Consider the following 25,961-nt stretch of genomic DNA (forward strand, 5'->3'; position numbering starts at 1 on the left):
TTTGACCACTACAACGAGTCGCATCCGCACAGCGCCCTGAAATACTGCTCACCACGCGAGTTTCGCCAGCGAGCAGATTCACCAACCTAAGCGTGACCGCATGTCCGGTCATGCAGGGGCAAGTCCATGTCCCAACAATCGCCACGTCGGCTCATCGATGAACGCATGCCGTAGGCCTTCAGCGTGTCCTGAAACAGGCCGCTGCAATACTGGCTGCCCCTGTCGCTATGCACGATTACGCCGGCTTGTGGACGGCGTCGGAACCATGCCATGCGCAGCGCGTCCGTGACCAGTTCCGCTTTCATGTGCGGCTGCATCGACCAGCCCACCACCTGCCGGCTGAACAGGTCGATGATGACCGCGAGGTAGACCCAGCCTTCGGCTGTCGCCAAATAAGGGTGAGTAGACCGCGGGAATTGCACCCGCGGCCCCTCGCAGAACCGGACGTGAACCTCTCGATTCATCCGGCTCCCATCATCCAGCCTTTGGCAAACATCCCAGCTTCCAATGCACGAAGGCATTTTGAAACTTCCGCGCAAGCCGCCCCAAGGCGTGACCTGCCCGGGTTTTATGCCGGGCAAGGTGTTTGTACTTGCGCATCATCCAGCGTGTCAGGTAGGCGTTCAAATGATTCCACACGGCGGACATCGTCGATTTATAAAACCGGCCGTAGTACTGATGCCAACCAAGGAGTATCGGATTGAACATGGCCGATAGATCGGCCACGCTCTTGTCACATTTCAGCTGAAGGTGCCACCCCCGTATAGTCTGCCGCATCGCCTTGAGAGCGTCGCGACTGACCGCAGGGGCGAAGTTCACGTACACACGGCCATACTTGTCGACCGCTTTTCTCGGCCGGAAGGTATAGCCAAGAAACGTGAATTGCACACACGGGAAGTCTCCCTGCCGATTGATGTCTTTACAGTACACAATCCGCGTTTTCCCCGGATGCAGTTCAAGTCCACACTGTTTGAAACGCTCACCAATCTTTGCCAGAGCGAACTGGGCTTGTGCCAGACTTCGGCAGTGAATAACACCGTCGTCCGCATAGCGACAGAAGCGCACGCTACGAAGATGACGGCCCACCCAGTGATCAAAGGCGTAGTGCAGAAACAGATTGGCCAGCAAGGGACTCACAACCCCGCCTTGCGGCGTGCCGCGCGTCCGCGCCATGAGCGAGCCGTCCGGCATTTGCATTGGCGCTTTCAGCCAACGCTCGACGTACAGTAGCACCCATGGCGTCTGACAGTGCTTCCTGAGCGCCCGCATAAGCAACTCGTGATCGATGTTATCAAAGAGTCCCTTGATATCAAATTCGATCACCCAGTCATATTCCCAACTTCGCCGCCGCACCATGGCAATCGCATCGTGCGCCGAGCGCCCCGGACGATAACCATAGGAATTGACATGAAACACCGGGTCAATGACTGGCTCAAGCAGACGCTTAACCACCGTTTGCGCCACCCTGTCCGCAACCGTTGGTATTCCTAGCATACGCACCCCACCAGACTTTTTCGGGATGGGCACACCTTTGACCGGCGGCGGGAAGTAACTGCCAGAACACAACCGGTTCCAGAGCCTGTACAGGTTGTTGCTCAGGCGACTCTCGAAATGCTCCAAGGTCTCGCGATCTATGCCTGCCGATCCTCCGTTTGCTTTAACACTTTGATAGGCTTCCCAGACAAGCGCTTTCGGAATGTCGTACGACTTGGTCATCGGGCTGTGCTCCTCCCGCCTTCGCGGTTGGCACAACTCAATGCCTGGATGACGCAGCCCCTTCGCTCCACCACCATTACAGTGGCTTCATCACTACTACGAGCTGCTCCGCCCCTTGGTGGCGCATCGCTACTGTCGGCCTTGCCTTTCGAGCTTGTGCCTTTCGCTTCACATCGCCACCGAAGGTTCCCGCAGTTCAACGTAAGAGCCCGGATCAGGCTGACGCTGCCTCTATGCCGGACACCGCCTGGCCCGTAAGCAGGTAACGGCCAGACTAATCGCAGGGCAACATCACTCCCCGGTTTTGATGTCATCTGAACAGTTTCGACACTTGAACGGCAGTTCACGGTTGTTCGCCTTCCTTGATCCACACCTGATGCCTCCTGGCACCTTTTCCATAACGCTCACGACCCTGGCTTTTGACCAGCGCCGCTTATGGTGGTTTGCAACCCGCTCCTGCAAGCCGATTGCGAGGGGCCATACCCTCATCTCCTACGCCGCTTGCTGCGGCACACTAATATCACTCGTCCAGACCTGGTTCGGTGCGGTGGCGGTGAAATTGCGCTCCAGCAGATTCGGCGCAACCGGCAAATCGTGGTTCGAGTTCGTTGTCGCGATGTACTTGCGCTTGTGGCGAGCCCGAATGCCATGCTGAGCCATCAGCTTGCGAACCCGCTCCTTGCCCACGCGCACGCCAAGTGCGAGCAGTTCCTTCCACATGCGCGGCCAGCCGTATTCGCCTTTGACCTGCGCGTGAATCGCCTTGATGTTTGCCAGCAGTGCGTCGTCACTCACGCGGGTTCTGTGCGGCTTGTCCTGCGCAGTACGTTGCCGGTGCTGATGATATCCGCTCGGGCTGACATCCAGCACTTCGCATAGCAGTGAGACCGGCCAGTAGCGTCGATTACGCTCGATGAACGCGTACTTCACATCGATTCCTTCGCGAAGTACGCCGCGCACTTTTTTAGAATATCTCGCTCCATCTTCAGGCGAGCCACTTCTGCACGCAGCCGTGCCAGCTCCATCTGTTCCGGACTCACCGGCTTTGCGCCAGCTCCTGCCAGCTTGCCTTCCCGGTCGGCCTTTACCCAGTTGTACAGCGTCTGATCAACCACACCCAGTGTCGCCGCCACCGCCGCCATGCTTTGCCCGGCTTTGACCAGCCGCACAGCTTCCAGCTTGAACTTGAGCGTGTACTGCGCTCGCTTTGCCTTGCTTGTCATCAATGTTTTCTCCTTGCGTGAGTTTACCGCTCAGCAAGGGATTCGTTTTTCGGGGGCAAGCTCAATCGGAGACCTTGTGCATCGCAGGACACTTTATCCACAGTTTGTGTTGACAGACCTGTTGATAACATCCGGAGATACTCGCTAAGTCCTTGGCCGCGCACCAGATTCTTCCACCGACGCGTTTAACGACGCCCTCTGCTCAAACCAGGACCGGCGCAGCGCCCCACTCATTGCCGCAGGCCGACACCGGCTCGCATCAATAAACACTCGCCTCGCCCGCCGGCCGATTCTTGAAGCGCTTGTGCACCCAATAATATTGATCAGGAATCCGACTAACCTGCGTCTCGAGAAACGCGGTGAGGCGCCGCGCGTCGACCGCGACGTCGTCGGACGGAAAATCGCTCAGCGCTTCGAAGATATTCAGCTTGTAGCCGCGATAGTTCGGCAGCACTTCCGTCACGAACGGCACCACCCGCGCATTCGCCGCACGCGCCATCCGCGAGACGGAGGTCAGCGTGCAGGCCGGCACGCCGAAGAACGGCACAAACACCGAATCGCGCAAGCCGAAATCCATATCGGCCGCCAGCATCACGGGCTTGCCTTCGCGCAGCGTGCGCAACGCCCGCCGCACGCTGTCGCTGCGCGGAATCATCTCCGTGCCGAAGCGGCCGCGCTGGCGCTTCGCCATCGCGTCGAACAGGAGGTTCGACATCGGCGTATAGAGCGAGGCGACCGGATGCCGCGTCGAATACATCATGCAGCCCGCCTCGATGCCGACGAAATGGAAGCCGACGAAAATCGTCGGCTTCCCCGTCATATCTGAGAGATCGATCGCGCTCTCCACCTCGACCAGGCGCGCGAGCGCGCGCGCATTGCCGAACCACTGCGGCCCGCGCTCGACATAACTGCGGATGACGTGACAAAAGTGCGCCCGCGCCAGACGCTCGCGCGCCTCGTCGCTCATTTCCGGGAAGCACAGCTTCAGATTGGTATGCACGACACGTCGGCGCGTGCTCGGAATGCGGTACAGCAAGGCGCCGATGCCCGTCCCGATTCGTGCGACCACGCTGTACGGCAAAAAGGCAAACGCGCGCAGCAGACCTGTCGTCAGACAGATCAGGATTCGATTTTTCAAAGGCGGAGCCCGGTGGATGCTGGATGGCAAACACGCCGGCCGCTGCAATCTCAGCCTTGCCAGCGGACGAAGTGACAGGCGCGCGCGTCATACCGGGTCTCGCGCGGCGCGGAATTCGAGAATGGACGTCCCGCTTGCGGCGAAACGCAGTGGTGCCGGAGGCCGAACCCGTTCAGGGATCAGGCGTCCATCAGGCGTCCTTTAGGACCCTTGATAAATGCACCGCCGACGTGATTAAAACACACCGCGCATGCCGCGCACACAATCCGCCGGGTGGGCCACCCGACAAGCGCCGTGAAAGCCGCGCCAGGCGGCGATTCCTGCTGTTTCAGAAATTGTTTCAGAAACTGGCATGCGCGGCGCCCGCCAGTTTCATGCGGCCCGCACACGCCTGCTGCACCCTGAAGCACGTCCCCTTGCGGGACGTCAGGGCTTGTTCGACTCGAACAGATCCATGATCTGCTTCTTCTCGTTCGACGAGACGCTCGGCGGCGGCACCGCCGGCGGCGTCATGCCAGCGGGTCCTACGCCGCCGACCGCATCGCTCGCGCCCGCGGTGGGATTCGCCGAATCCAGACCGATGCTGGCCACGAAGCCGTTGCCCGGCGTCATGTCCGTATAGAACAGCTCACCGTCGACGGCTGTCACGCCGTCCGGCTGCGCCGGTTCGCTTTGCGGCACCCCGCGCAACGCACGCTGCATGTATTCCACCCAGATCGGCAATGCCAGCTGCGCGCCGAATTCGCGGCTGCCGAGGCTCTTCGGCTGGTCATAACCCATCCACGCCACCGCCACGAGCGACTGCTGATAACCGGCAAACCAGCCGTCCTTCGCGTCGTTGGTGGTACCCGTCTTGCCCTGCAGGTCCGAACGATGCAGCGCATTGGTGCCCGCGCCCGTGCCGGCGGTCGCCACCGAATGCAGCAGGCTGTTCATGATGTACGCGTTGCGCGGTTCGAGCGTGCGCGGTGCATCGCGTCCGGCCGTGAGCGGCTGCGCTTTGGAGAGCGGCTCGCCGCGCGCGTCCGTCACCTCGTTGATCAGATACGGATTGATCCGGAAGCCGCCGTTCGCGAACACCGAATACGCGCCCGCCGACTGCAGCGGCGTGACGAGGCCCGCGCCCAGTGCCATCGGCAGATAGGGCGGAGTCTTGTCGGCATCGAAGCCGAAACGCTGCGTGACGAAGTCCTGCGCGTATTTGGTGCCGATGAACGACAGAATACGGATCGACACCAGGTTCTTCGACTTCTGCAACGCGAGACGCATCGGCATCGGACCGTCCGGCTGGTCGTCGTCCTTCGGCTCCCACGCGTCGCCACCCGGCGTGCTCGACGGGAAATACAGCGGCGCGTCGTTGATGATCGTGGCCGGTCCGAGACCCTTGTCGAGCGCTGCCGAGTAGATAAACGGTTTGAAGCTCGAACCCGGCTGGCGCCACGCCTGCGTGACGTGGTTGAACTTGTTCTTGTTGAAGTCGAAACCGCCCACCAGTGCGCGAATCGCGCCGTCCTGCGGCGTGAGCGATACCAGCGCGCCTTCCACCTGCGGCAGTTGCGTGATCTGCCAGTTGCCCTTGTCGTCGGCAACCAGACGCACGATCGAGCCTGGCCTGATCTTCGTGGCCGTCGCTGCGCGCGCGCTCAGCGCTCCCGCCACGAAGCGCAGACCGTCGCCGCTGATCGCCACCTGCGTGCCGTCCACCAGTTGCGCCTTGACCTGCTTCGGACTTGCGTCCGTCACCACGGCGGCGATGATCTCGCCGTTGTCGGGGTGATCGGTGAGCGCGTCGTCGATCGTCTGATCGCGGTCGTCGCCCGGCGCGGGCAGTTGCACGAAACCCTCCGGCCCGCGATACCCATGCCGCCGCTCGTAGTCCATCACGCCCTTGCGCACGGCGCGATAGGCGGCGTCCTGGTCGGCGGAGTCGATCGTGGTGGTGACGTTCAGGCCGCGCGTATAGGTTTCGTCCTTGTACTGCGCATACATCATCTGCCGGACCATTTCGGCAATGTACTCGGCATGCACGCTGTATTCGTTGCCCGGATTCTTGGTGTGGATCTCTTCCTTCACCGCCTGGTCGTATTGCTCCTGGCTGATGTATCTGAGTTCGAGCATGCGCCGCAGAATGTACTCCTGACGGATCTTCGCTCGCTTCGGATTGACCACCGGGTTATACGCGGAGGGCGCCTTCGGCAAGCCCGCCAGCATCGCCGATTCCGCCAGCGTGATGTCCTTCAGATCCTTGCCGAAGTACACGCGCGCGGCCGCGGCGAAACCGTAGGCGCGCTCACCCAGATAAATCTGGTTCATGTACAGCTCAAGAATCTGATCCTTGGTGAGCGCGCGCTCGATCTTGTACGCGAGCAGCATTTCGTAGATCTTGCGCGTGTAGGTCTTCTCACTCGACAGGAAGAAGTTGCGCGCCACCTGCATGGTGATCGTGCTCGCGCCCTGCGAGGCGCCGCCGTGCGAGAGGTCGGAAACACCCGCCCGCAGAATACCGATGAAGTCGACGCCGCCGTGCTCGTAGAAGCGATAGTCTTCGATCGCGAGCACCGCTTTCTTCATCTGATCGGGAATGTCCTGGAAGCGCACGAGACTGCGCCGCTCTTCGCCGAATTCGCCGATCAGCACATGGTCCGCGGTATAGACACGCAGCGGCACCTTCGGGCGATAGTCGGTCAGCGCGTCAAGCGACGGCAGTTGCGGCCCCATCACCACCAGCGCATAGCCGATGATCAGCGCGCCCACCACCGCGACGGTCGCGATCAGGCCGGCGAACCAGATGGCAATGGTCGCGCCGATGGAACGGCGGCCGGCCCCGGCGTCGCGCGAAGCTGCATTGCGTCCTGGCGTGCGTTGGTAGGAATCCCGGTCTTCACCAGACGGAGAATTGGATGAATGCGGTCGTTTGATGATTGGCATGACTGGAATAGTGGGCGCATAACCGAACGCCTTTCTGCACGCGCTCCTGGCGCGCACATGGATCGTGATCGAGCATCGTAGCCTGAGGCGCGAACCACCGCACGGCCCTCTGCCCCCGGCCGGCCGCACGGCACGCCCGGGACCATGTCCGGCGCAACGTAACAGCGCATTTTAAAAGAAATCGAGCGCGGTCCAAGTCAGTTTTTTTGTAAGAATTCCCTTCGCGCGAAAGGAGTCTGTAGTTCCGGGCGGCCAAATGAGCGCTTTCGCGCCCGACGGGAGTTATTCACAGAAAATGTTGAAAGGCCTGTGGACAAGCCACCGGCAACCGCTACAAGCCGTTGATGTCACGGGATTTTCATGTCGCGCCCGTTCCGCATCGGCGCAACTCGTCTTATGATGGACTCGGCGCGCGCCAACACCTGCGCGCGCCGCGGCGTCCGCCAAATGCCCGCTTTGAACCGCCCATGCCAACAAGTATGCGAGCCGACCATGAATAAGCCCAGCGAACGCATCGTTGTATTCGTCACGACCGCGCAGAAACGCGCGATCACCGCCACCGCCGAGAATCTGGGCATTAGCGTCAGCGAACTGATGCGGCGCGCGGTGCTGAGCTTCGGCGCGACCAGCGAACAGGTGAAAGCGGCGAGCATCGTCGACCGCTTGCGCGCGCCGCGCGCGCCGGACGCGCTCGACGCCGCGCTGCAACGGGTCGCACGCGGCACACGGCACGCGCGCGCCGCGCTGCCGCCGGCGTCGCAAACGCACGGCGACGGCGCAACGGGCGGGGTCATGGATAGCGCTGCGGATGCGGCTGCGTCCACGCCGGCTGCGGCCGGGTTGCCGCGCGCGCCCGCGAAAGGCCAGCCCGCGCCGTTGCTGCCGGCGGGTGTCGCTGCCGCCCTCGCAGCCGAAATCGACGAGGAAGCCGCGGCAACAGCGGAAGCGGTCGCGCGCGTGGCGGCGGCCAAAGCGGCTTCCGCGGAAGGATCCACGCCTCAGCAGAGCGATACGGAAGCGCAATTGCGCAGCGTGCTCAAACGCCCACGCCTCGACAGCGCGAGCGAGGACGACGATCCACTCGGCGACCCGAGCACGAAGGGCGGCCGCTTCGCTTGACGAACAGCTGCGCGGCCTGTCGCGCGGCGTGAATCGGCACGTTACCGTTGCATATCGTTACACGAGCGCTCACGCAAACCTCACGCAAACGTGCGAGCTTTCGGCATTGCACGCGCGCAAAGTCGGCGAATCTGTCATCGCTCCCTTTAAGGCGGTTTTAAGAGAGCACGTGGTGTAATATCCGCGAGCGTCAGAATGACGCGCCGCGCGATTTAACCTTTGAGCTGCCTGCCGCTCGATATCCGAATCGAACAATTTACGCCGCCGCTATTGCAATCAGTGCGTGCGCCCCGACCTCCGGTCCGAACGTTGCGCAGCTTCGCGCGCAGCGGCGTAAAGTAGCAGTTGAATGCAGTTAGGCGCGCGGGATCATTCAGCGCCGTTTACATTCTTTGGAGGTTTTCATGTCGCTTTTTGACAGCATTTCGCGCACGCTCAAAGGTCTCCTGAACGACGCAGCCGATTCCGTGCAGGATCCGTCGCGCGACTCGCGCCAGATCGTGCGCGAACTCGACGAGAGCATCGCCAAAGCCGAGAACTCGCTGATCGAGATTCAGGCACAAGTGGCCACGCAGCAAAGCAAGCGCGATGTTGCCGCGGACAAGGCGAAGAAGTACGAAGACGGCGCCAAACGCGCGCTGCAATCCGGCGACGAAGCGCTCGCGCGCGAAGCCCTCGGCGCTCAAGCCACGGCCGAAGCCGAACGCGACGCGCTGGCGAAGGAACTGACCACGCTGGAGCCGTCGGTGGCGCAGTTGAAGAGCCAGATCGAAGACATGCGCACGCGCCGCAACGACCTGAACGCACGCTCGAACATTCTGCAGGCCAAGCAGCAGATCGCGCAGGCGAAAGATGTGGCGGCCACCGCGTTGGGCGGCATCGGCGGCAAGAACCTGTCCGAAGATTTCCAGAAGCTGGAAGACAAGGTTGCGCTCTCGAATGCCCGTTCGGACGCCCGCCTGAATTCGGCCGACGTGAAGAGCGGCAAGGCGCTCGACGACAAGCTCGCGGATCTGAACCGCGGCCCCTCGGTCGAAGATCGTCTCGAAGCGTTGAAGAAGCAGATCAACACGCCGACCCAGTAATTGCGTCAGCAGCAGTACATACCGGCGCCTTCGTGTGAGTCGCCGGAATCGACTGAAGGAGACGGGCGCATCGCGCCCGGTCCGTAAATGAAAAAATTTCTTGCAATCGCGTTTGCCTCACTGCTGTTCGTGTCGGCTGCGGCGTTCGCCGTGCCTACCGTGCAGCAGATCGAATCGGCCATGTCGCAGGGCAACTGGCAACAGGCCGACGCCGGCCTGAGCGAAGTGCTGCAGGCGCATCCGAACAATGCGCACGCGCATTATCTGTACGCCCAGGTGCTCGACCGCGAAGGCCGTTCTGCCGACGCGCTCGCCCAGGTGCAGCAGGCCAAGACACTCGACCCGCAAATCCGGTTCACCGACCCGACCCGTTTCGCGCAGACTGAAGCGCGCATCCGTAAGGACGCGGAACGTGCCGGCGCAGCGGGTGGCAACACCACCAGCCACGCGGCCAACCCGTTCGTGCAGCAAACCTCGCCGGCAGTGCAGCAGCAGTCGGCCATGATGTCGCAAGCGCCGCAACGGCATGGTCCGGGCATGGGCATGTGGATCGGCATCCTTGTCCTGATCGGGGTGATCGCGCTCGTGCTGCGCTGGACCTTGCGCCGCGCCCGCACGCAAGGCGATACGCGCGCCGACGACGATCGTCGCGTGCAGCTCAAGCGCGCCACCGACATGCTCAACACCGTGCGTTCGCTCAAGCTCGACGTGAAGCTCTCCACCGTGCCAGGCCATGAGGCGCTGGAGAAGGAAGTCGAAGCGACCGAAGACCAGTTGCGCGGCCTCGTCGAAAGCCTGTCGAACAGCAAGAGCCCGGTGCCGCCCTATCAGCTCGACGAACTCGAGCAGCGGCTCGGCAGCCTGCGCGCGCGGGTGGACGGCAAGCCCGATCCGTATGCCGCACCGGCCGCCGGCACGCAACAATCGCCGTATGCACAGGAAGCCGAACGTTTCGGCAATCCGCCGCAAGCGCCCTATCCGCAGCAAGGACCGTATCAGCAACAGCCGCAGGTTATCGTGCAGCAAGGCGGCGGTGGCTTCGGCGGCGGCATGGGGGGTCTGCTGACCGGCGTGCTGCTCGGCGAAGCGCTGAATTCCGGGCGTGAACGTGTGGTGGAACGCGACGTGGTCGTCGACGACGAAGCGCGCCGCCGCGGCAACGACGGCAGCAATGGCGGCGGCCTCGATTTCGGCCAGGGGTCGAACGACTGGAGCGACAACAGCGGCGGCGGCGTCGATATGGGCAGCAACGACGACTCCGGCGGCTGGAACGATACCTGATCTTGATCAGCGGCTGAAATCCGTCCCATTCAGCCAAGCATCTGCAAGCGAAAGAAACAGGCTCCGTCACACGGAGCCTGTTTCTTTATGGCGCTTCGTTTCAGGCTTCAGGCACGCATCGATAGAAGCACCCTGCCCGTCTCATGCTGCACCTGCAACACCGCACCCGCGAACAGCCTGACAATGAAACGCTCCGCATACGCGATCAGCGCATCGCGACGCACTTCGTCTGCATCGATATATTCAGCCGATAGATGGAACAGTTGCAGCACGATCTGCGTGCAGACTTCGTCGACGGTTTCGCGCGAGAGCGCCGGCATCAATTCCAGTTCAACCACGTCGTCGGCCATTTCCGCCGACACCTCGTGCAGGTTGGCGCGCACGGCTCCCCGCAACGCCCGCGATGTGCCGTGATATTCGGCCAGCGCGCTCAGAAACGCCTCGCGGTTCTCCAGCGTGAATGCAAAGAACGCGACACAGGCACGACGCGGCACGCTATGCGGCCCGTCGTCGTGCGCGGCGAGCCAGCGCTCCCGCCGCAGCATCGGCCGCAAACGGCGGCTCACCGACTCGACGGCTTCGCACGCCAGATCGTCGAGCGTGTCGAAGTGGCGATAGAAGGTATTGGGATTGAGCCCGGCCTCGCGAGCCAGTTCGCGCAAACCCAGGCTCGTAAAACTGCGGCCGCCCGCGGTCAGGCGCAACGCGGCCTCGATCAGCTTACGCTTGCCGGCCGGCAATTCCTGGTCGCCGGCAATGCCATGCTCGGCGGCGGTTGCCGCTTCGGGGACGGGTGTCATGTGGTTTCAATCGATGTGCGCCACGCGCGTTTAATAGCAGTACTCTAAACGATCTTGACGTCAGGTGCACAGTTGTCTACCCTGCGCGTTATGCTGCAGTAGACACATGTAGACACCTGAATTCGCCTATGCCGGAGACCGCCGTGACGCCTGCCTCATCTGCTCCACCTGCTGCGCCACGCATCGCGATTGTCGGAAGCGGCTTTGCCGGCATCGGCATGGCGATCCGTTTGCAGCGAATGGGCATCACGTCGTTCACGATCTACGAGGCGGCCGGCGATATCGGCGGCACGTGGCGCGACAACACCTATCCCGGTGCGGCCTGCGACGTGCCCTCGCATCTCTATTCGTTTTCGTTCGAGCCGAATCCGGCCTGGTCGCGCGCGTTCGGCGGCCAGGCGGAGATCTTCGCGTATCTGAAGCATTGCGCCCGCAAATATGGCGTGGAGCGCTACGTGCGTTGCAACGCGCGTGTGGCCGCGGCGCGTTTCGACGAAGCGCGCCAGCTCTGGCGCGTCGAGCTCGATGTGAACGGTGTGCGCGAAAGCATCGAGGCCGACGTGGTGATTGCCGCGAGCGGTCCCCTGTCGCGCCCGGCCATGCCGCGGATCGCGGGGCTCGACCGCTTCGAAGGCAGGCTGTTTCATTCGGCGCGCTGGGATCACGCGTATCCACTCGACGGCAAACGCGTCGCGGTGATCGGCACCGGCGCGAGCGCGATCCAGTTCGTGCCGCAAATCCAGCCGCGCGTCGCGCAACTCGATCTGTTCCAGCGCACCGCGCCGTGGGTAATGCCCAAGCCCGACAAGCCTGTCGGTGCGCGCGCCCAGTGGCTGTTCCGGCATCTGCCGTTCACGCAGCGCTTTGTGCGCAGCGCGATCTACTGGCAACTCGAATCGCGCGCCATCGCCTTCGTGGTCAATCCGAAACTGATGAAGATGCCGATGAAGTTCGGCCTGAGCTACCTCGAACGGCGCGTCAAGGATCCTGCACTGCGCGCCAAGCTCACGCCGACCTACCGGCTCGGCTGCAAACGCGTACTGCTTTCGAGCGACTACTATCCCGCGCTCAGCCAGCCGAACGTAGACGTGGTGACGAGCGGCATTCGCGAGATCGTTGCCGACGGCATCGTGACTGAAGATGGCGCGCATCATCGCGCCGACGCGATCATTTGCGGCACAGGCTTTCAGGTCAACGACGTCGGCGCGCCGTTCGACGTGACCGGCCTCGACGGCGCGGATCTCGGCACCATGTGGCTGCGCGACGGGCCGGAAGCCTACCTCGGTGTCAGCATTGCGAACTTCCCGAACTTCTTCATGATCGTCGGCCCGAATACCGGGCTCGGCCACAACTCGATGATCTACATGATCGAGTCGCAGGTGCAGTACATCGCCGATTGCCTGCGGGTACTGCGCCGCCGCAAAGCACGCACCATGAATTTGCGAGCCGACGTGCAGCGTGATTTCAATGCGCGTTTGCAGAAGGAAATGCAGCGCTCCGTGTGGGTAAGCGGATGTCATAGCTGGTACCAGACCCGTAGCGGCAAGGTCACTGCGCTGTGGCCCGGGTTCACCTTCAGCTTTCGCAAACGCACACGGCGTGTGCGTCCGCACGACTATCGCTTCGCGCCCTGACGACATGAGCGGCGGCGAATGAACTGGGAGAAAGACGCCGCCGATGCAATCCGATTCGAAGCCAATCGAACTAAAAGGGAGACAACACTCATGGCAAGCATCGACTCCACCAAGCCCGCCTCGACCATCCCGCTGCCGCCGCGTTCGCTCGCCGCGCGCCTCGGCATCACCAGCGTGCCGCGCGACGAATTGCGGCAGCGTTATACGCAAAGCGGCTCCAGGTTCGTGAAGATCATGGGCGCCGACGTGCACTATGTCGACGAAGGCAGCGGCGACATCATCGTGATGATCCACGGCTTCGCCTCTTCGCTGCATACGTGGAATCGTGTCGCCGATGAACTCAAGCGCGAGCACCGCGTGATCCGCCTCGATCTGCCGCCGTTCGGCGTGACAGGACCGCTACGCTCCAGCAGCGGCGCAATCGAAACAATGGATCTGCCGACCTATCGGCGTTTCATCGACACGTTCATGCAGGCGCTCGGCATCTCGCGCGCAACCTTGATCGGCAACTCGCTCGGCGGGCTGATTTCGTGGGACTACGCGGCGCGCCATCGCGACGCCGTTGAGCGGCTCGTGCTAATCGACTCGGCCGGCTTTCCGATAAAGCTGCCGATTTACATCGGTCTGTTCAATAGTGCGCTGGTGCGGGTGAGTTCGCCCTGGTGGCTGCCTGAGGCCATCATCAAAAGCGCGGTGCGCAACGTCTATGGCGATCCGCGCAAGATCGACCCGGTGACGCTGCGTCGCTACGTCGAGTTCTTTCACGGCGAAGGCACACGCGCCGCGATCGGCAAGATGGTGCCCACGCTCGATTTCAGGCAAGTCGAGACGAGCGTGCTGAAAACACTCGATGTGCCGGCGCTGGTGCTATGGGGTGCGAAGGATCGTTGGATTCCGACGGCGCACGCCGCCGAATTCGCCAGCCGCATTCCGGGCGCGAAATCGGTCATGTATGCCGGGCTAGGCCACATTCCAATGGAAGAAGCGCCCGAGCGCGTAATGACGGATCTGCGCGCGTTTCTCGGTACGCATGGCGCGCATATTGCGGCTGGCGAAGACGCGTCGCGCGCGCCGGCCTGAGCTGACCGTTTTTTCCTGCTGTTTTTCCCGCTGTTCCATTCAATCGATGATTTGCGCGCGAATCTCGCGCGCAAATCTCCACGCGTTTCCCTTTCGTCGCACGACGCTGCTCAGCCGCCGCCGAGCAGGCGCAACAGCCCCCAGAGAAATTTGCAGAGTATGACGATCAGCTCCCACAGGTGGTAGAGCTGTTGCCAGCCCGCAACGCGCGCGAAGGAGTCGATCATGTTTTCCGGCAAGAGAAGGTAAGGTCCGCGGTCAGGCTACGCATAAAGGTTTAACCGCACATAATAACCACTGCGGGATACCCCGTATCAAGTCATTTGAAAGTCTGCCGTAAATGCATTGAGGAGACGCTGCATCCGCGCTGGATGACTGTGTCAATTGACTGCGCCAGGCGCGCCATTCAGGAGACGACCATGACGCGTTTCAGCTTTCGCCGGACGACCCATTCACAAACGGTAGTCGGCGATATTGCCGCGCAAGCCGGCAAACTGGGTATCGAGATCTGCGACGTATCGGGCCACGTCGAGGAAGTGGCTGCGCGCGTGCAGCGCCAGGCGCACGTATGCCGGGCGCTGCGCGAATCGGCGGCGCAGACGCTCGCGGGCAATCATCGCATTGCCGCTGCCGCTCGCGAAATGAGCCACGTATCTGCCGAAGCCGCAACCGGCGTGCAGCAATCGCAGCAGACGCTCGAAGCGTCGCTGACCGATATCCACGGACTCGTGGAAGGCGTGACCGTTATCGAAAGCCAGATCGGCGCGCTGCGCAGCGCGCTCGCGCATGTGAGCCGCGTCTCCGAGGAGATCTCGCTGATCGCCCGGCAGACGCATCTGCTCGCGCTGAACGCCGCGATCGAAGCCGCGCGCGCCGGCGACTCCGGCAAGAGCTTCGCGGTAGTCGCGGCCGAGGTGAAGAATCTCTCGGCGAAGACCGCGCAGGCCACCGGACAGATCGAGACAACGCTCTCGCAACTCACTCAGCAAACCGAACAGTTGATCAGCGAGGGTTCCGCCAACACCGCGCGAGCACACCGGGTGCGGGAAGGCACGCGCAAAATCGGCGACGTCGTACAGGCAACCGGCGACGCGATCGCGCATCTGAACAATGAAGCGGGACAGATCGCCATGTTGACCGGCGAGATCGAAATACAGTGTGACGGACTCGAGGCACAGGTGCTGGAAATGGCGAGCGGTGTCGAGAATTCGAGCGAAAACTTCGCGCACGCGAAGGACCGTCTGGGGAATCTGCTCGGTGTATCGGAAACGTTGATCGAACTGACCGCCGCGACGGGTGTGGAAACGGCGGATACGCGTTTCATCGAGGCTGTGCAGAAGGCCGCGGCCGCGGTGAGCAAGGCATTCGAAACGGCCGTGGCGCGCGGTGAGGTGTCGATCGAGGATCTGTTCGATCAGCATTACGTGCCGGTGACCGGGAGCAATCCGCCGCAGTTCCTGACGCGGTTTACCGCGTTGACCGACCGGGTATTGCCGGCTATTCAGGAGCCTTTGCTCGATCTCGATCCACGTGTGGCGTTTTGCGCGGCGGTCGATTTGCGGGGCTATCTGCCGACGCACAATCGCAAGTTTTCTTTGCCGCAACGTGATGACGTGGTCTGGAATATGGCGAATAGCCGTAACCGCCGGATGTTCGATGATCGGACCGGGATTGCGGCCGCCTCACATACGAAACCGTTCCTGTTGCAGACGTACCGGCGCGATATGGGGGGCGGGGAATTTGTGCTGATGAAAGATGCGTCCGCACCCATTTTTGTCGGCGGCCGGCATTGGGGCGGCGTTCGGATTGGGTATAAGGTTTGAGGTTTTTTGGGAGGCCGGTTGGGTACGTGGAACGCGCCCAACCGCTTCCACCCGTCCCCTAAACCGCCATCACAGCCCGCTTTCTCTCCGCCCGCTGCATGAAGTAGTTGGCGACCACGACCCCAACCGTCACCACGGCAATAAACAGCGTGGCCAAAGCGTTCATCTCCGGATTCAGCCCCAAACGAACGCGCGAGAAAACGACCAGAGGCAGCGTCGTCGAACCGGGCCCGGACAAAAACGCCGACAGCACCAGATCGTCGATCGACAAGGTAAACGACAACAACCAGCCCGAAACAAGCGCCTGCGAAATCAGCGGCAACGTGATGAAGAAAAACACCCGCAACGGCGTAGCCCCAAGATCCAGCGCGGCCTCTTCGAGCGAAGGATGCAGTTCCTTCACCCTCGACTGCACAATGATCGCCACATAAGAGATGCACAGCATCACATGCCCGATCCAGATCGTGAAAATGCCACGTCCGGCCGGCCATCCCAACCACTTGGCCATTTCGATGAATAGAAGCAGCAGCGAAATACCCTGAATCACCTCGGGAATCACCAACGGTGCGTTGATCATCCCCGTATACAGCGTGAAGCCGCGAAACCGTCCCATGCGCGCGAGCACGAACCCGGCCCACGTACCGATGATCACCGACGCAAACGCCGTCAACAACGCCACCCGCAACGACAACCACGCCGCCGCGATCAACTCGTCATCCTGCAACAGAGCCGCATACCAACGTGTCGAAAAACGCGTCCACACCGTGACCAGTTGCGATTCGTTGAACGAATACACAATCAGACTCACGATCGGCACGTACAGAAACACAAACCCGATTCCCAGGGCAATGAACTGCAAAATCCGGTTCGGCTTCATCAGCGCTTTTCCTCCATCGCCTTTGCCTGCGAGTACTGGAAAAGCGCCATCGGCACCAATAACAACAACACCATCGCGCACGTCACGGCGGACGCCATCGGCCAATCGGCATTGTCGAAAAACTCATTCCACATCACCCGGCCGATCATCAGCGTGTTCGCTCCGCCCAGCAATTCGGGAATCACGTACTCGCCCACCGCCGGAATGAACACCAGCAAACACCCGGCGATGATGCCGTTCTTCGAGAGCGGCAACGTGATCTGCCAGAACGCTTTCCAGGGTCGCGCACCGAGGTCGTAGGCAGCCTCCAGCAGCGTCATGTCCATTTTCACCAGATGCGCGTACAGCGGCATGACGAGAAACGGCAGATATGAATAGACCATGCCGATGTAAACGGCGGTATTCGTGTGATACAGCTCGATCGGTGTGTGAATCAGCCCGATCGACATCAGGAAATTGTTCAGCAAGCCGTTGTTCTTCAGGATTCCGATCCACGCGTACACGCGAATCAGAAACGACGTCCAGAACGGCAGCATCACGGCCATCATCAGCAGGTTGCGGCTGGCCGGATTCGAACGCGCAATGTAATACGCCATCGGGTAGCCGATCAGCAGGCACAACAGCGTCGAGATCGCGGCCACCACCACGGAATTCACGTAGGTCGCGAAATAGAGGCTGTCGGTCAGCAGAAACGCGTAATGCGACAGGTCGAGCGTGATGTGAATCGCGCCGTCCGCGAAGTTGGTCAACTCGGTGTACGGCGGAATGCCGAGCTGCAAATCGGCGAAGCTGATCTTGACGACCAGCAGGAACGGCACGAGGAAAAACAGCAGCAGCCAGATGAACGGGCCGGCCACCACCGCGGTGCGGCCGGTCAGGTTGAAGCGCCGCACCGGCCAGGTGGCGAAAGAATTGAGCGAGCGCTTCATGACGTCAGTACCACGCCGGCCGACGCGCTCCAGCGCACATACACCTCGTCGCCCCACGTGGGCGGATCGATCTCCGTCAACGCGAGGCTCGTCACATTCGCAATCACCGTTTTGCCCGCGTCGAGCTTCACGTGATACAGCGAATAGCCGCCCATGTAGGCAATATTCGTGACGACGCCCTTGCCCCAGTTGTACGCGCCCTCAGGCGGTTTGCGCGTAAGCGCGATGCGCTCGGGGCGCACCGAAATCGTCACCGGCATGCCGAGCGGACCGGTGATACCGTGGCTGACGTACAGGCGGCACGGCAGATCGGGCGTTTCGATGAATACGTGATCGGGTTCGTCTTCGACCGTATGGCCGTCGAACAGATTCGTCGAGCCGATAAACTCGGCCGAGAAGCGGCTGTTCGGATACTCGTAGACTTCGTGCGGCGTGCCGAGCTGAATGATCTCGCCTTCGCTCATTACGGCAAGACGGCTCGCCATGGTCATCGCCTCTTCCTGATCGTGCGTCACCATCACGCAGGTCACGCCGACCTTGTCGAGAATGTTGACCAGTTCGATCTGGGTGCGTTGACGGATCTGCTTGTCGAGCGCTGACATCGGCTCGTCGAGCAGCAGCAGCTTGGGCCGCTTGACCAGTGATCGCGCCAGCGCCACGCGCTGCTGCTGACCGCCCGAGAGCTGGTTCGGCTTGCGCTTCGCGAAGCGGCCCATCTGCACGAGGTCGAGCGCGGTCTGCACGCGGTCCTTCAGCTCGGCCTTCGGCACGCCTTCCTGCTTCAGACCGAAGGCGACGTTCCCCTCCACCGTCATGTGCGGAAACAGCGCGTACGACTGAAACATCATGTTGACCGGCCGGCGGTACGGCGGCAATTGCGCGAGGTCTTCACCGTCGATCAGGATCTTGCCCGAAGTCACGCTCTCGAGCCCGGCCATCATGCGCAACAAGGTGGACTTGCCGCAGCCGGAACTGCCGAGCAGCGCGAACAGCTCGCCCTTTTTCACCGACAGGTTGACCCCTTTGACCGCCACGGTCTCACCGAATTTCTTGACGACGTCGACGATCTGGACGAAGTTGTCCGCTGCGTCGCCCGCAACGGCGTTCAGGCTCGGGGACGACGCGGCGGCCCCCGCCAGCGCGCCCGACTGGTCACTACTCATCACAATGCTTTACTCCGGCGTTTGACGAACAAAGCCCCCGGTGAACACCGAGGGCTTCATGACGATGCTTACCCGTTCACACTGGCCGCGAGTCAGCGGCCGGACTTGAACTCGGTCCACAGCCGCGTTTGCAGCCGCTGGATTTCCGGCGGCAGCGGCTTGAGCAGAAACAGGGTCTTGATGACTTCAGGCGACGGATAAACCGCCGGGTCGTCCGCCACGTCCTTGTCCACGTATTTGCGCGCTTCGAGGTTGGCGCTCGGATAGTACACGGCGTTGGTGATCGCCGCGTGAACCTGCGGCGTCTCGATGTAGTTGATCCACTCGAGCGCGGCGTCCTTGTTCTTCGCGTCCTTTGGAATCGCCATCACGTCGAACCATACCGGTGCGCCGCCCTTCGGAATGTAATACTCGATCTTGTAGGCCTTCTTCGCCTCGACCGCGCGATGCTTGGCGATCACCACGTCGCCCGACCAGCCGTACGCAAAGCACACGTCGCCGCCCACCAGGTCGTTGATGTAGCCCGACGAGTTGAACTGCGTGATATACGGGCGGATCTTCTTCATCATCTCGAGCGCGGCGCGGTAGTCGGCCGGGTTCGTGCTCATCGGATCCTTGCCGATGTAGTGCAGCGCGGCGGCGAACATCTGGTCCGGGGCGTCGAGCACGGACACGCCGCAGGCCTTCAGCTTCGAGATGTTTTCCGGTTTGAAGAGCACGTCCCAGCTGTCGAGCGGCACGTTCTTGCCGAGGATCTGCTGCGCTTTGGTGACGTTGTAGCCGAGGCCGGTCGTGCCGTATGCCCAGGGCACGGTAAATTTGTTGCCGGGATCGGCGCCCGCGACGAGCGCCATCAGCGAAGGATCGAGGTACTTCAGGTTCGGCAGCTTCGATTTGTCGAGCGGCGCGAAGATGCCGGCGGCGATCTGCTTGCCGGCGTAATTGCTGGTGGGCACGACGATATCGTAGCCGGAATTGCCGGTGAGAAGCTTGGCTTGCAGCGTGTCGTCGCTGTCGTAGTTGTCGTATTTGACCTGGACGCCGGTCTGCTTCGTGAAGTTGGGAATGGTGTCCTTGGCGATGTAATCGGACCAGTTATACACGTTCAGTTGCGTGTCTTTCGCAGCGGCCGTCAACCAGGGCGTCGCACACAAGACCAGCGCCGCCACTTGCCCCACTACCCGTCTTTTCATCCCGTTCTCCGATCCTGACCGTCTTCGCCTACGCCGCGGCACCAGCGCGCGGCTCCCCTGAAAAACCCGAAAAGTACCATCAATTATTGCGCGCTTCAAAAAAAACGCCGGGCTGTCGCGCAAACGGTACAGCGCAAGCCGCACCGATGGAAAATTGGCCGCAATTTTAGCGGGTTATGAGCGCCTGTCTACCCGAAAAAAACACCCGCATTGGCCGGGCCGTTGTCCCGTTGTCAAGTTGCCGCCTGAAGGCGAGCCGCGCTCGTGCAAAGGGTCGCGGCCAATGAGCGTTTTCCCGACTCGCTCATGGCTTCTTTCGCGACTTCCATCGCGAGCGCCAAAGTTGCGGCGAGTTCAAGCCGCCTCACGCACGACGGAGCACAATAGCTCTTAACAGCCCAAACGACACGGCTCGCCGCCAATCCCGTGGTGACACGCCCCGCCCGGCGGGCACGCAGCTTGCGGGAGGATGCGGTCTTGAACCTCAGGCGCTGATGAACACCAATCCGTCCGCATTACGACCCAACCGCCGCCGACGCCTGCCGACCAATGGACCGGCACGTCCGCCGCACTGGTTCTCGTTCGTCGGCGCGGGCGCGCTGATTGCGGTCGGCTATATCGATCCGGGCAACTGGGCGACCGCGCTCGGTGCCGGGGCCGGCTACGGCTATCGCCTGCTCAGCATGGTATTGCTGGCGAGCCTGATGGCGATGCTGCTGCAATGGCTGTCGTCGCGCCTCGGCGTGGTGACCGGGCGCGATCTCGCGCAGATCTGCCGGGAGCGCACGAGCCGCCGCGGCACCCTGTTCCTGTGGCTGACAAGCGAGGTCGCGATCATCGCGTGCGACGTCGCCGAGGTGGTCGGCAGCGCCGTCGCGTTGCAATTGCTGCTTGGCGTGTCGCTCACGGTAGGCGTGTTGATGTCGGCGGTATGCACGTTCGCGCTGCTCGCGCTCCAGCAGAAAGGCGGCCGCAAGCTCGAAGCGGTGATCGCGGCGCTGATCGGCTTCGTCGGCCTGTGCTTCGTGGTCCAGCTCGCGCTCGCGCGGCCGGACTGGCACGCGGCGCTCGCCGGCACCGTGCCGAGCGTCGAGTTGCTGCGCAATGCGGGCATGGTGTGGCTCGCGGCGGGCATCGTAGGCGCGACCGTGATGCCGCACAACCTCTATCTGCACTCGGCGTTAGTCAAACACCACGCACCGGAGGGCAGCGACGCGCAGATCAAGGCCGCGCTGCACGTCGTCAATCTCGACACCTTCGGCTCGCTCTCGTTTGCGTTCGTGATCAACGCGGCGCTGCTGATCGTGGCCGCTGCCGTGTTCTACGTGAGCGGCCACCGTGACGTGACCGATCTCGCGGATGCCCACCGGCTGATCGCGCCGCTCGTCGGCACGCACTGGGCCGGCATCCTGTTCGCGGCCGCGCTGCTCGCCTGCGGATTGAGCGCGACCGTCACCGGCACGCTGGCCGGCCAGGCGGTCATGGAAGGCTTTCTGCGCATCCGCCTGCCGCGCTGGCAGCGCGCCCTGCTGACCCGCGCGCTGGCAATCGGGCCGGCGCTTTTCGCAGTTGCGCTGTTCGGCCAGCACGGCTCCAATCAGTTGCTGGTGGCAAGCCAGGTGGTGCTGAGCCTGCAATTGCCGCTCGCGGTCGTGCCGTTGATCCGTTACACGTCGGACGCCGGACTGATGCGCGGCTGGCGCGTGCGCGGCGTGCCGCTCGCGCTCGCGTGGCTGTCCGCCGCGTTCATCGTAACGCTCAATGGCGCGTTGCTGTGGCAACTGGCGTTTGGCAATTGAAAGACCTTTTTCAAGCCGACTGTAAATAATGTGACTTTGTAAGTATTCTCTGAGTATCTCGATATGACCGGCGGTATTGCCCGTAGCTAAAGCGCGCCGGCCGCGCGATCCGTTTCATCCCGGCTGCCGGGTTCTTGCGGCAGCCGTTTTTTTGCCCATTTTTTGCGCCCTTTGGCGCGTCCGCGCGATCGATCCGGTGCGCCTGGCATGTGTCGTGGTTCTACGCCTGCCGCGTCCGTTTCGCTCGTTGCCCTGCTCCTGGACGACAACCCATGCGCTTTGACGCTTCAATCGACCGCGTTGCCCGCAATGCCACTTCTCACGCTCGCCGCCCTGTTACACGCTTCGCGCGCTTTGGCCCACGCTTTGGCCGCACCATGCTGCTAGCTGCGCTGGTTGCCGGCGCGGCGATGTCCGGCCAAGCCCGCGCGACGGTGGCGATGCTGCAACCGCCTCGCGTGGCCGCCGCCAACGAGCCGTTGCAGATCACGATGCTCTACTCCGCCGACGACGCCAAAGCGCTGACCATCACCGTCCCGCCGACCATTCGCGTAAGCCTGAGCGCAGGTGAGCAATCACCGCAGCCGCTCGACCTGCAACGCGAGCCGGGTGTGCCCAACACGCTGCATCTGCGGCCCGGCCAGTTCCGCAAGGTGCGTTTCTCGGCGCTCTGGCCGGAATCGGCGCGCGGCGAGGTGCGCATCGACCCGGTGGGATTCGACGCATCGCCCGCGCTTGTCGCGATCAATCGCGGGCCGCAGCAGGACGCGATTGCGCAGGCGGAACGCACGGAAAGCCAGGCGACCACGCCCGCGCAGGCTGCGGCGACGGCGGCCGTGGTCGACGGTCCGACCGGCGACGCCATCTCGCCGCCCGGCGACTCGCTCGCAACGACCGGACGCGGCGTGCTCGCGCACCTCTCCTATTACGAGCCGATGTACATCGCCGCGGGCCACAACGGCGATACGAACGCGCGGCTGCAGTTGAGCTTCAAATATCGGATCCGCATACCGGACGATCTGCGCTCGAAGGCTTTCCTCGACAACCTGTATTTCGCCTACACGCAGACTTCGATCTGGGATCTGTCCGCCGACTCGCGCCCGTTCCACGACACCACCTACTCGCCGCAGTTGTTCTACTACGTGCCGGACACCGGCTGGAAGAGTCCGTTCTTCACCCGCATGGGCTTTGCGGCGGGCGTCGCGCACGAATCGAACGGCAGGGCCGGCGCGGATTCGCGCAGCATCAACATGCCGTTTATCCGGCCAACGTGGGAATTCGGCGATCTGAGCGCCAACCATCTGACCGTGTCGCCGAAGATCTATTACTACGTGGGGACGAGCAGCAACCCGGATATCGCCGACTATCGCGGCTACGTCGATCTGCTGGTCAAATACGGCAGCCCGGACGGCTGGCAGTTGGCGACCACGCTGCGTAAAGGCACCAGGCACTGGTACGGCAGCGTGGATACGCAATTCACCTATCCCCTCGCCAGACTGCTGGGCAGCGCATGGGGCGGCTATATCTGGGTGGGCTACTTCAATGGCTACGGCGAGGATCTACTCGACTACAACAATCGCCAGCACTGGATGGCGCGGATCGGCTACAGCATCGCGCGCTGACACGCGCGGGCCGCGCCGCCACGAAACATGCCGCGAATGCCGCCAAACGTGCGCCAACGGCGGCCTCGCCGTTCGCCACGCCGAGGCCGCCGCCGCGCATCGGCTAACATGGCGGAACTTCGCTTCTTCGCCCCAAGGTTTCCGATGGCATCAAATCTCCACGATCTTCCCGACAGCCCGTGCATCGGCGTCTGTTCCACGCTGTTCGACGACATATGCAAAGGCTGCGGCCGCACCGCGGCAGAAGTGTCCAACTGGGTTTTCCTGAGCGACGAGGAAAAACGCGCCGTGTGGGTTCGCATCGAGCAGGAAGGCACGGCTATGAGGTTTGCGAACGACAGACTGTAGGCCTTTTGGCCAGAGCCGGACGCGACCTGTCCGACGCTTGCGGCAACGCCGCGCCCAACCTGAAGCGCCAAAGGAAACGCCGGGATTGAACTGACCCCGGCGTTTTTACATGGCGAATGCTGTTGGTTGTGCACGCAAGCACCGCGCAAAAAAATCAGAAGCGCATCCCGACACCCACGCCGACCACCACCGGATCGATGCTCAGGCGACCGAGCGGCTGACCGCCGAGCGTAGCATCCGTGTGCATCCAGATCTTCTTGATGTCCGCATTGACGAACAGCGACTTGGTCACCTGAACGTCCACGCCAGCCTGCAATGCCGGGCCCCAACTATGATTGCTGATCCCGATCGACTGGCCGCCCGCGTTCAGGCCATTGTTATAGAACAGCGTGTAGTTCAGACCCGCGCCGAGATAGGGACGAATGCGCCCCGCGTGGTTGAAGTGATATTGCAGCAGCAGCGTAGGCGGCAATACGTTCACGCCACCGAGATTGCCCAGGCTCGAGGTCAGCTGATGCCGCGAGGTGGCGAGAATCAACTCGACGCCGAGGTAATCGCGGATCATATACGTCAGATCCAGTTCCGGCACGATGGCGTTGTTCACATCCACGTTAAGCGCCGACAGCGATTGGGTGGTGCTCACGTTCGGCATGATGCTGATGGCGCGCAGGCGCACCAGTACGTCGCCGGCGTGAATGCCGCTCATCGTGTCGTCGCCCGCGGCATGCGCCTGCAGGGCAAAGGCGCTGGCGCACAGCACGCTCGAAGCGATGGCGGCGGCTTTGATTCGGTTCCTCAACGAGTGCTTCATGTGCTTCCCCAATTATTTGTTTGCGTGTGGGAATTGTCGAAGTTCCCGTCGCGCGACATGTTGACGCGTATCAAATCAGCGAGAATGCCCATCGCCCTGCGACAGCCGGTCGCGTCGCCCCCGTAAGCAGCAGTTCGAGCAGATCATGCACGCTGCGAATGGCCGTGCCGAACGGCAACGCTTCCCGGCCGCGGAAGAACAGGCCGTTTGCCACGTCCCCGCGCAATGCCGCCGCGAGCCGCGTATCGATGCAGAAATGGCCGAACTTCTCGATGCCGTCGCGCCAGCCACACGTGCTGAGACATTCGAGCGCGGTGGGGCAAACGTGTTTGAGCGCGCCGACTTTCTCTCGAATTCTCGTTTCATGGCGCAGGTAACGCGCGAGCCACGGCGTTTTCACGGCGCGCGCGGGCAATCCCGTCACGCTGACGAATTCGACGATGTCCTCGGGCGTGGCCTCGGCCAGCACGCGCTTGAAATTCGGATGCGCGTCGCCTTCCTCGGTCACGGCGAACGGCGTGCCGAGCTGCACGCCGCTTGCACCCGCGCTCAGCAGCGCGCGCACGGCTTCGTGACTATTGATGCCGCCGGCGACGATCAGGGGCACGTCCCGGCGGTTCAGGCCGAGCGAGGTGAAGACCGTGTCGAGCTCTTCGAGGACGCGGAAAAAATCGAAGCGCTGATCATGCTGATCGGCCAGGTTGTTGACGCCGAGATGGCCGCCCGCGTGCGCCGGATGTTCGATCACGACGGCGTCGGGCAAACGGCCTTTTTTCATCCACTTCTTGAGCACGAGCGCGACGCCGCGGCTGTCGGACAGAATCGGAATCAGCGCGATGTCGTGCCCTTGGGTCATGTCCGGCAAATCGAGCGGCAGGCCCGCGCCCATGACGATCGCATCGGCACCGTTCTCGCACGCGACGCGCACGTAGTCCGCTTGCGCGCTGACCGCTTTCATGACGTTGACGGCGATCATGCCGCGGCCCTCGCTCAATGCTTTGGCAGCGTGGATCTCGCGGGCCAGCGCGGTGAGGTTGGCCTGTTCGAGCGTGGCACGGTCGGGCGACTCGCGGCAGAGCTCGATCAGATCCTGATGATGGTGCCGCAGGTCGATACTGGCGATCGTGCCCAATGCGCCTTCGCGGGCGACGCTACCGGCCAGCCGGTGCGCCGAGATGCCGACGCCCATGCCGCCTTGCACGATCGGCAGTAACGAGCGGCCGCGAATGACGAGCGGCGGGAAAGAGTGAGAGTTGAGCATGACTGCCCCAATGGCGATTATCAAAACGGTGATAATCGCCGGTCGGGGGCAGCCGGCGTTGTTTCAGGTCAATGAGCCGGCAGATGGCTCAGTCGCATATGCCGGTCAGTTGATGCCGGTCATCAGAATCG

The 25,961-nt window shown here is 62.4% G+C and carries 19 protein-coding genes and 2 pseudogenes; 9 read left to right on the forward strand and 12 right to left on the reverse strand.

Annotation, left to right across the window (positions count from 1 at the left end; translation table 11 throughout):
* Positions 1 to 128: 128 nt before the first annotated feature.
* The 5 genes and pseudogenes from NE850_RS36695 to NE850_RS36715 all read right to left on the reverse strand — a co-directional run.
* Positions 129 to 395, reverse strand: a pseudogene (locus NE850_RS36695) (DDE-type integrase/transposase/recombinase); the annotation flags it as partial.
* A gap of 79 nt (positions 396 to 474) precedes the next feature.
* A complete protein-coding gene (gene ltrA / locus NE850_RS36700; RefSeq protein ID WP_310700218.1) occupies positions 475 to 1,716 on the reverse strand; it encodes a group II intron reverse transcriptase/maturase in 1,242 nt (413 codons plus the stop codon).
* Positions 1,717 to 2,229: 513 nt separating this feature from the next.
* A pseudogene (locus NE850_RS36705) lies at positions 2,230 to 2,939 on the reverse strand (IS3 family transposase); the annotation flags it as partial.
* A gap of 259 nt (positions 2,940 to 3,198) precedes the next feature.
* Entirely contained in the window at positions 3,199 to 4,077 is an 879-nt protein-coding gene (locus NE850_RS36710) for a lipid A biosynthesis lauroyl acyltransferase (protein ID WP_007181697.1), read from the reverse strand.
* A 426-nt stretch (positions 4,078 to 4,503) separates the two neighbouring features.
* Complete coding sequence (locus NE850_RS36715) at positions 4,504 to 7,005, reverse strand: penicillin-binding protein 1A (protein ID WP_310700219.1); 2,502 nt, start codon at positions 7,003 to 7,005, stop codon at positions 4,504 to 4,506.
* A gap of 492 nt (positions 7,006 to 7,497) precedes the next feature.
* Here NE850_RS36715 and NE850_RS36720 point away from each other — a divergent pair, with 492 nt between their 5' ends.
* The 3 genes from NE850_RS36720 to NE850_RS36730 all read left to right on the forward strand — a co-directional run bounded on the left by NE850_RS36720 (position 7,498) and on the right by NE850_RS36730 (position 10,490).
* Positions 7,498 to 8,124 carry a hypothetical protein gene (locus tag NE850_RS36720; RefSeq protein WP_310700220.1) on the forward strand — a complete coding sequence of 209 codons (627 nt, stop codon included), beginning with the start codon at positions 7,498 to 7,500 and terminating at the stop codon, positions 8,122 to 8,124.
* A 404-nt stretch (positions 8,125 to 8,528) separates the two neighbouring features.
* On the forward strand, positions 8,529 to 9,209 hold the full coding sequence (locus NE850_RS36725) for a PspA/IM30 family protein (RefSeq protein ID WP_007181618.1): 681 nt from the start codon (positions 8,529 to 8,531) through the stop codon (positions 9,207 to 9,209).
* A gap of 87 nt (positions 9,210 to 9,296) precedes the next feature.
* Entirely contained in the window at positions 9,297 to 10,490 is a 1,194-nt protein-coding gene (locus NE850_RS36730) for a tetratricopeptide repeat protein (RefSeq protein WP_310700221.1), read from the forward strand.
* Positions 10,491 to 10,597: 107 nt separating this feature from the next.
* Here the strand turns inward: NE850_RS36730 and NE850_RS36735 are convergent, their stop codons facing one another.
* A complete protein-coding gene (locus NE850_RS36735; RefSeq protein WP_197740226.1) occupies positions 10,598 to 11,290 on the reverse strand; it encodes a TetR family transcriptional regulator in 693 nt (230 codons plus the stop codon).
* A 143-nt stretch (positions 11,291 to 11,433) separates the two neighbouring features.
* Between NE850_RS36735 and NE850_RS36740 the strand changes: the two genes are divergently transcribed.
* The 3 genes from NE850_RS36740 to NE850_RS36750 all read left to right on the forward strand — a co-directional run bounded on the left by NE850_RS36740 (position 11,434) and on the right by NE850_RS36750 (position 15,827).
* Entirely contained in the window at positions 11,434 to 12,924 is a 1,491-nt protein-coding gene (locus tag NE850_RS36740; RefSeq protein ID WP_165186138.1) for an NAD(P)/FAD-dependent oxidoreductase, read from the forward strand.
* A gap of 90 nt (positions 12,925 to 13,014) precedes the next feature.
* Positions 13,015 to 14,004, forward strand: coding sequence for an alpha/beta fold hydrolase (locus tag NE850_RS36745; protein WP_310700222.1), 990 nt, complete (start codon positions 13,015 to 13,017; stop codon positions 14,002 to 14,004).
* A 419-nt stretch (positions 14,005 to 14,423) separates the two neighbouring features.
* Entirely contained in the window at positions 14,424 to 15,827 is a 1,404-nt protein-coding gene (locus tag NE850_RS36750; protein ID WP_007181612.1) for a methyl-accepting chemotaxis protein, read from the forward strand.
* Positions 15,828 to 15,885: 58 nt separating this feature from the next.
* Here the strand turns inward: NE850_RS36750 and NE850_RS36755 are convergent, their stop codons facing one another.
* From NE850_RS36755 to NE850_RS36770, 4 genes are all read right to left on the reverse strand, one after another.
* Positions 15,886 to 16,704: an ABC transporter permease subunit gene (locus tag NE850_RS36755; protein WP_007181611.1), complete on the reverse strand. Its 819-nt coding sequence runs from the start codon at positions 16,702 to 16,704 to the stop codon at positions 15,886 to 15,888.
* The gene (locus NE850_RS36760; RefSeq protein ID WP_007181610.1) at positions 16,704 to 17,633 is read right to left on the reverse strand and encodes an ABC transporter permease subunit; all 930 of its coding nucleotides are present in this window, start codon (positions 17,631 to 17,633) and stop codon (positions 16,704 to 16,706) included. The genes NE850_RS36755 and NE850_RS36760 overlap by 1 nt, the downstream gene beginning before the upstream one ends.
* Complete coding sequence (locus tag NE850_RS36765; protein ID WP_007181609.1) at positions 17,630 to 18,796, reverse strand: ABC transporter ATP-binding protein; 1,167 nt, start codon at positions 18,794 to 18,796, stop codon at positions 17,630 to 17,632. Before NE850_RS36765 ends, NE850_RS36760 begins: the two co-directional genes overlap by 4 nt.
* Positions 18,797 to 18,888: 92 nt before the next feature.
* Positions 18,889 to 19,989, reverse strand: a complete 1,101-nt coding sequence (locus tag NE850_RS36770) for a polyamine ABC transporter substrate-binding protein (protein WP_007181608.1) — start codon at positions 19,987 to 19,989, stop codon at positions 18,889 to 18,891.
* 494 nt (positions 19,990 to 20,483) lie between these two features.
* On the opposite strand from NE850_RS36770, the gene NE850_RS36775 reads away from it, so the two are divergent.
* The 3 genes from NE850_RS36775 (at position 20,484) to NE850_RS36785 (ending at position 23,758) form a co-directional block, all read left to right on the forward strand.
* Complete coding sequence (locus NE850_RS36775) at positions 20,484 to 21,788, forward strand: Nramp family divalent metal transporter (protein WP_007181607.1); 1,305 nt, start codon at positions 20,484 to 20,486, stop codon at positions 21,786 to 21,788.
* A gap of 272 nt (positions 21,789 to 22,060) precedes the next feature.
* On the forward strand, positions 22,061 to 23,410 hold the full coding sequence (locus NE850_RS36780; protein ID WP_007181606.1) for a phospholipase A: 1,350 nt from the start codon (positions 22,061 to 22,063) through the stop codon (positions 23,408 to 23,410).
* A 144-nt stretch (positions 23,411 to 23,554) separates the two neighbouring features.
* Positions 23,555 to 23,758 (forward strand): DUF1289 domain-containing protein, encoded by a 204-nt coding sequence (locus NE850_RS36785; RefSeq protein WP_007181605.1) that lies wholly within the window; start codon positions 23,555 to 23,557, stop codon positions 23,756 to 23,758.
* A gap of 154 nt (positions 23,759 to 23,912) precedes the next feature.
* On the opposite strand, the gene NE850_RS36790 is transcribed toward NE850_RS36785, so the two are convergent.
* Both NE850_RS36790 and NE850_RS36795 read right to left on the reverse strand, forming a co-directional pair.
* On the reverse strand, positions 23,913 to 24,569 hold the full coding sequence (locus NE850_RS36790; RefSeq protein WP_007181604.1) for an OmpW family protein: 657 nt from the start codon (positions 24,567 to 24,569) through the stop codon (positions 23,913 to 23,915).
* A gap of 70 nt (positions 24,570 to 24,639) precedes the next feature.
* On the reverse strand, positions 24,640 to 25,830 hold the full coding sequence (locus NE850_RS36795) for a nitronate monooxygenase family protein (RefSeq protein WP_007181603.1): 1,191 nt from the start codon (positions 25,828 to 25,830) through the stop codon (positions 24,640 to 24,642).
* Between the last annotated feature and the right edge of the window lie 131 nt (positions 25,831 to 25,961).

This window comes from Paraburkholderia sp. USG1 (assembly GCF_031570135.1).
GTDB classification, from domain to species: Bacteria; Pseudomonadota; Gammaproteobacteria; order Burkholderiales; family Burkholderiaceae; genus Paraburkholderia; species Paraburkholderia dioscoreae.

Bases quoted from the DNA above. Each gene is read 5' to 3' on its own strand.
- ltrA (WP_310700218.1), bottom strand. From the start codon at position 1,716: ATGACCAAGTCGTACGACATTCCGAAAGCGCTTGTCTGGGAAGCCTAT.
- NE850_RS36715 (WP_310700219.1), bottom strand. From the start codon at position 7,005: ATGCCAATCATCAAACGACCGCATTCATCCAATTCTCCGTCTGGTGAA.
- NE850_RS36720 (WP_310700220.1), top strand. From the start codon at position 7,498: ATGAATAAGCCCAGCGAACGCATCGTTGTATTCGTCACGACCGCGCAG.
- NE850_RS36725 (WP_007181618.1), top strand. From the start codon at position 8,529: ATGTCGCTTTTTGACAGCATTTCGCGCACGCTCAAAGGTCTCCTGAAC.
- NE850_RS36730 (WP_310700221.1), top strand. From the start codon at position 9,297: ATGAAAAAATTTCTTGCAATCGCGTTTGCCTCACTGCTGTTCGTGTCG.
- NE850_RS36735 (WP_197740226.1), bottom strand. From the start codon at position 11,290: ATGACACCCGTCCCCGAAGCGGCAACCGCCGCCGAGCATGGCATTGCC.
- NE850_RS36745 (WP_310700222.1), top strand. From the start codon at position 13,015: ATGGCAAGCATCGACTCCACCAAGCCCGCCTCGACCATCCCGCTGCCG.
- NE850_RS36750 (WP_007181612.1), top strand. From the start codon at position 14,424: ATGACGCGTTTCAGCTTTCGCCGGACGACCCATTCACAAACGGTAGTC.
- NE850_RS36755 (WP_007181611.1), bottom strand. From the start codon at position 16,704: ATGAAGCCGAACCGGATTTTGCAGTTCATTGCCCTGGGAATCGGGTTT.
- NE850_RS36760 (WP_007181610.1), bottom strand. From the start codon at position 17,633: ATGAAGCGCTCGCTCAATTCTTTCGCCACCTGGCCGGTGCGGCGCTTC.
- NE850_RS36765 (WP_007181609.1), bottom strand. From the start codon at position 18,796: ATGAGTAGTGACCAGTCGGGCGCGCTGGCGGGGGCCGCCGCGTCGTCC.
- NE850_RS36770 (WP_007181608.1), bottom strand. From the start codon at position 19,989: ATGAAAAGACGGGTAGTGGGGCAAGTGGCGGCGCTGGTCTTGTGTGCG.
- NE850_RS36775 (WP_007181607.1), top strand. From the start codon at position 20,484: ATGAACACCAATCCGTCCGCATTACGACCCAACCGCCGCCGACGCCTG.
- NE850_RS36780 (WP_007181606.1), top strand. From the start codon at position 22,061: ATGCGCTTTGACGCTTCAATCGACCGCGTTGCCCGCAATGCCACTTCT.
- NE850_RS36785 (WP_007181605.1), top strand. From the start codon at position 23,555: ATGGCATCAAATCTCCACGATCTTCCCGACAGCCCGTGCATCGGCGTC.
- NE850_RS36790 (WP_007181604.1), bottom strand. From the start codon at position 24,569: ATGAAGCACTCGTTGAGGAACCGAATCAAAGCCGCCGCCATCGCTTCG.
- NE850_RS36795 (WP_007181603.1), bottom strand. From the start codon at position 25,830: ATGCTCAACTCTCACTCTTTCCCGCCGCTCGTCATTCGCGGCCGCTCG.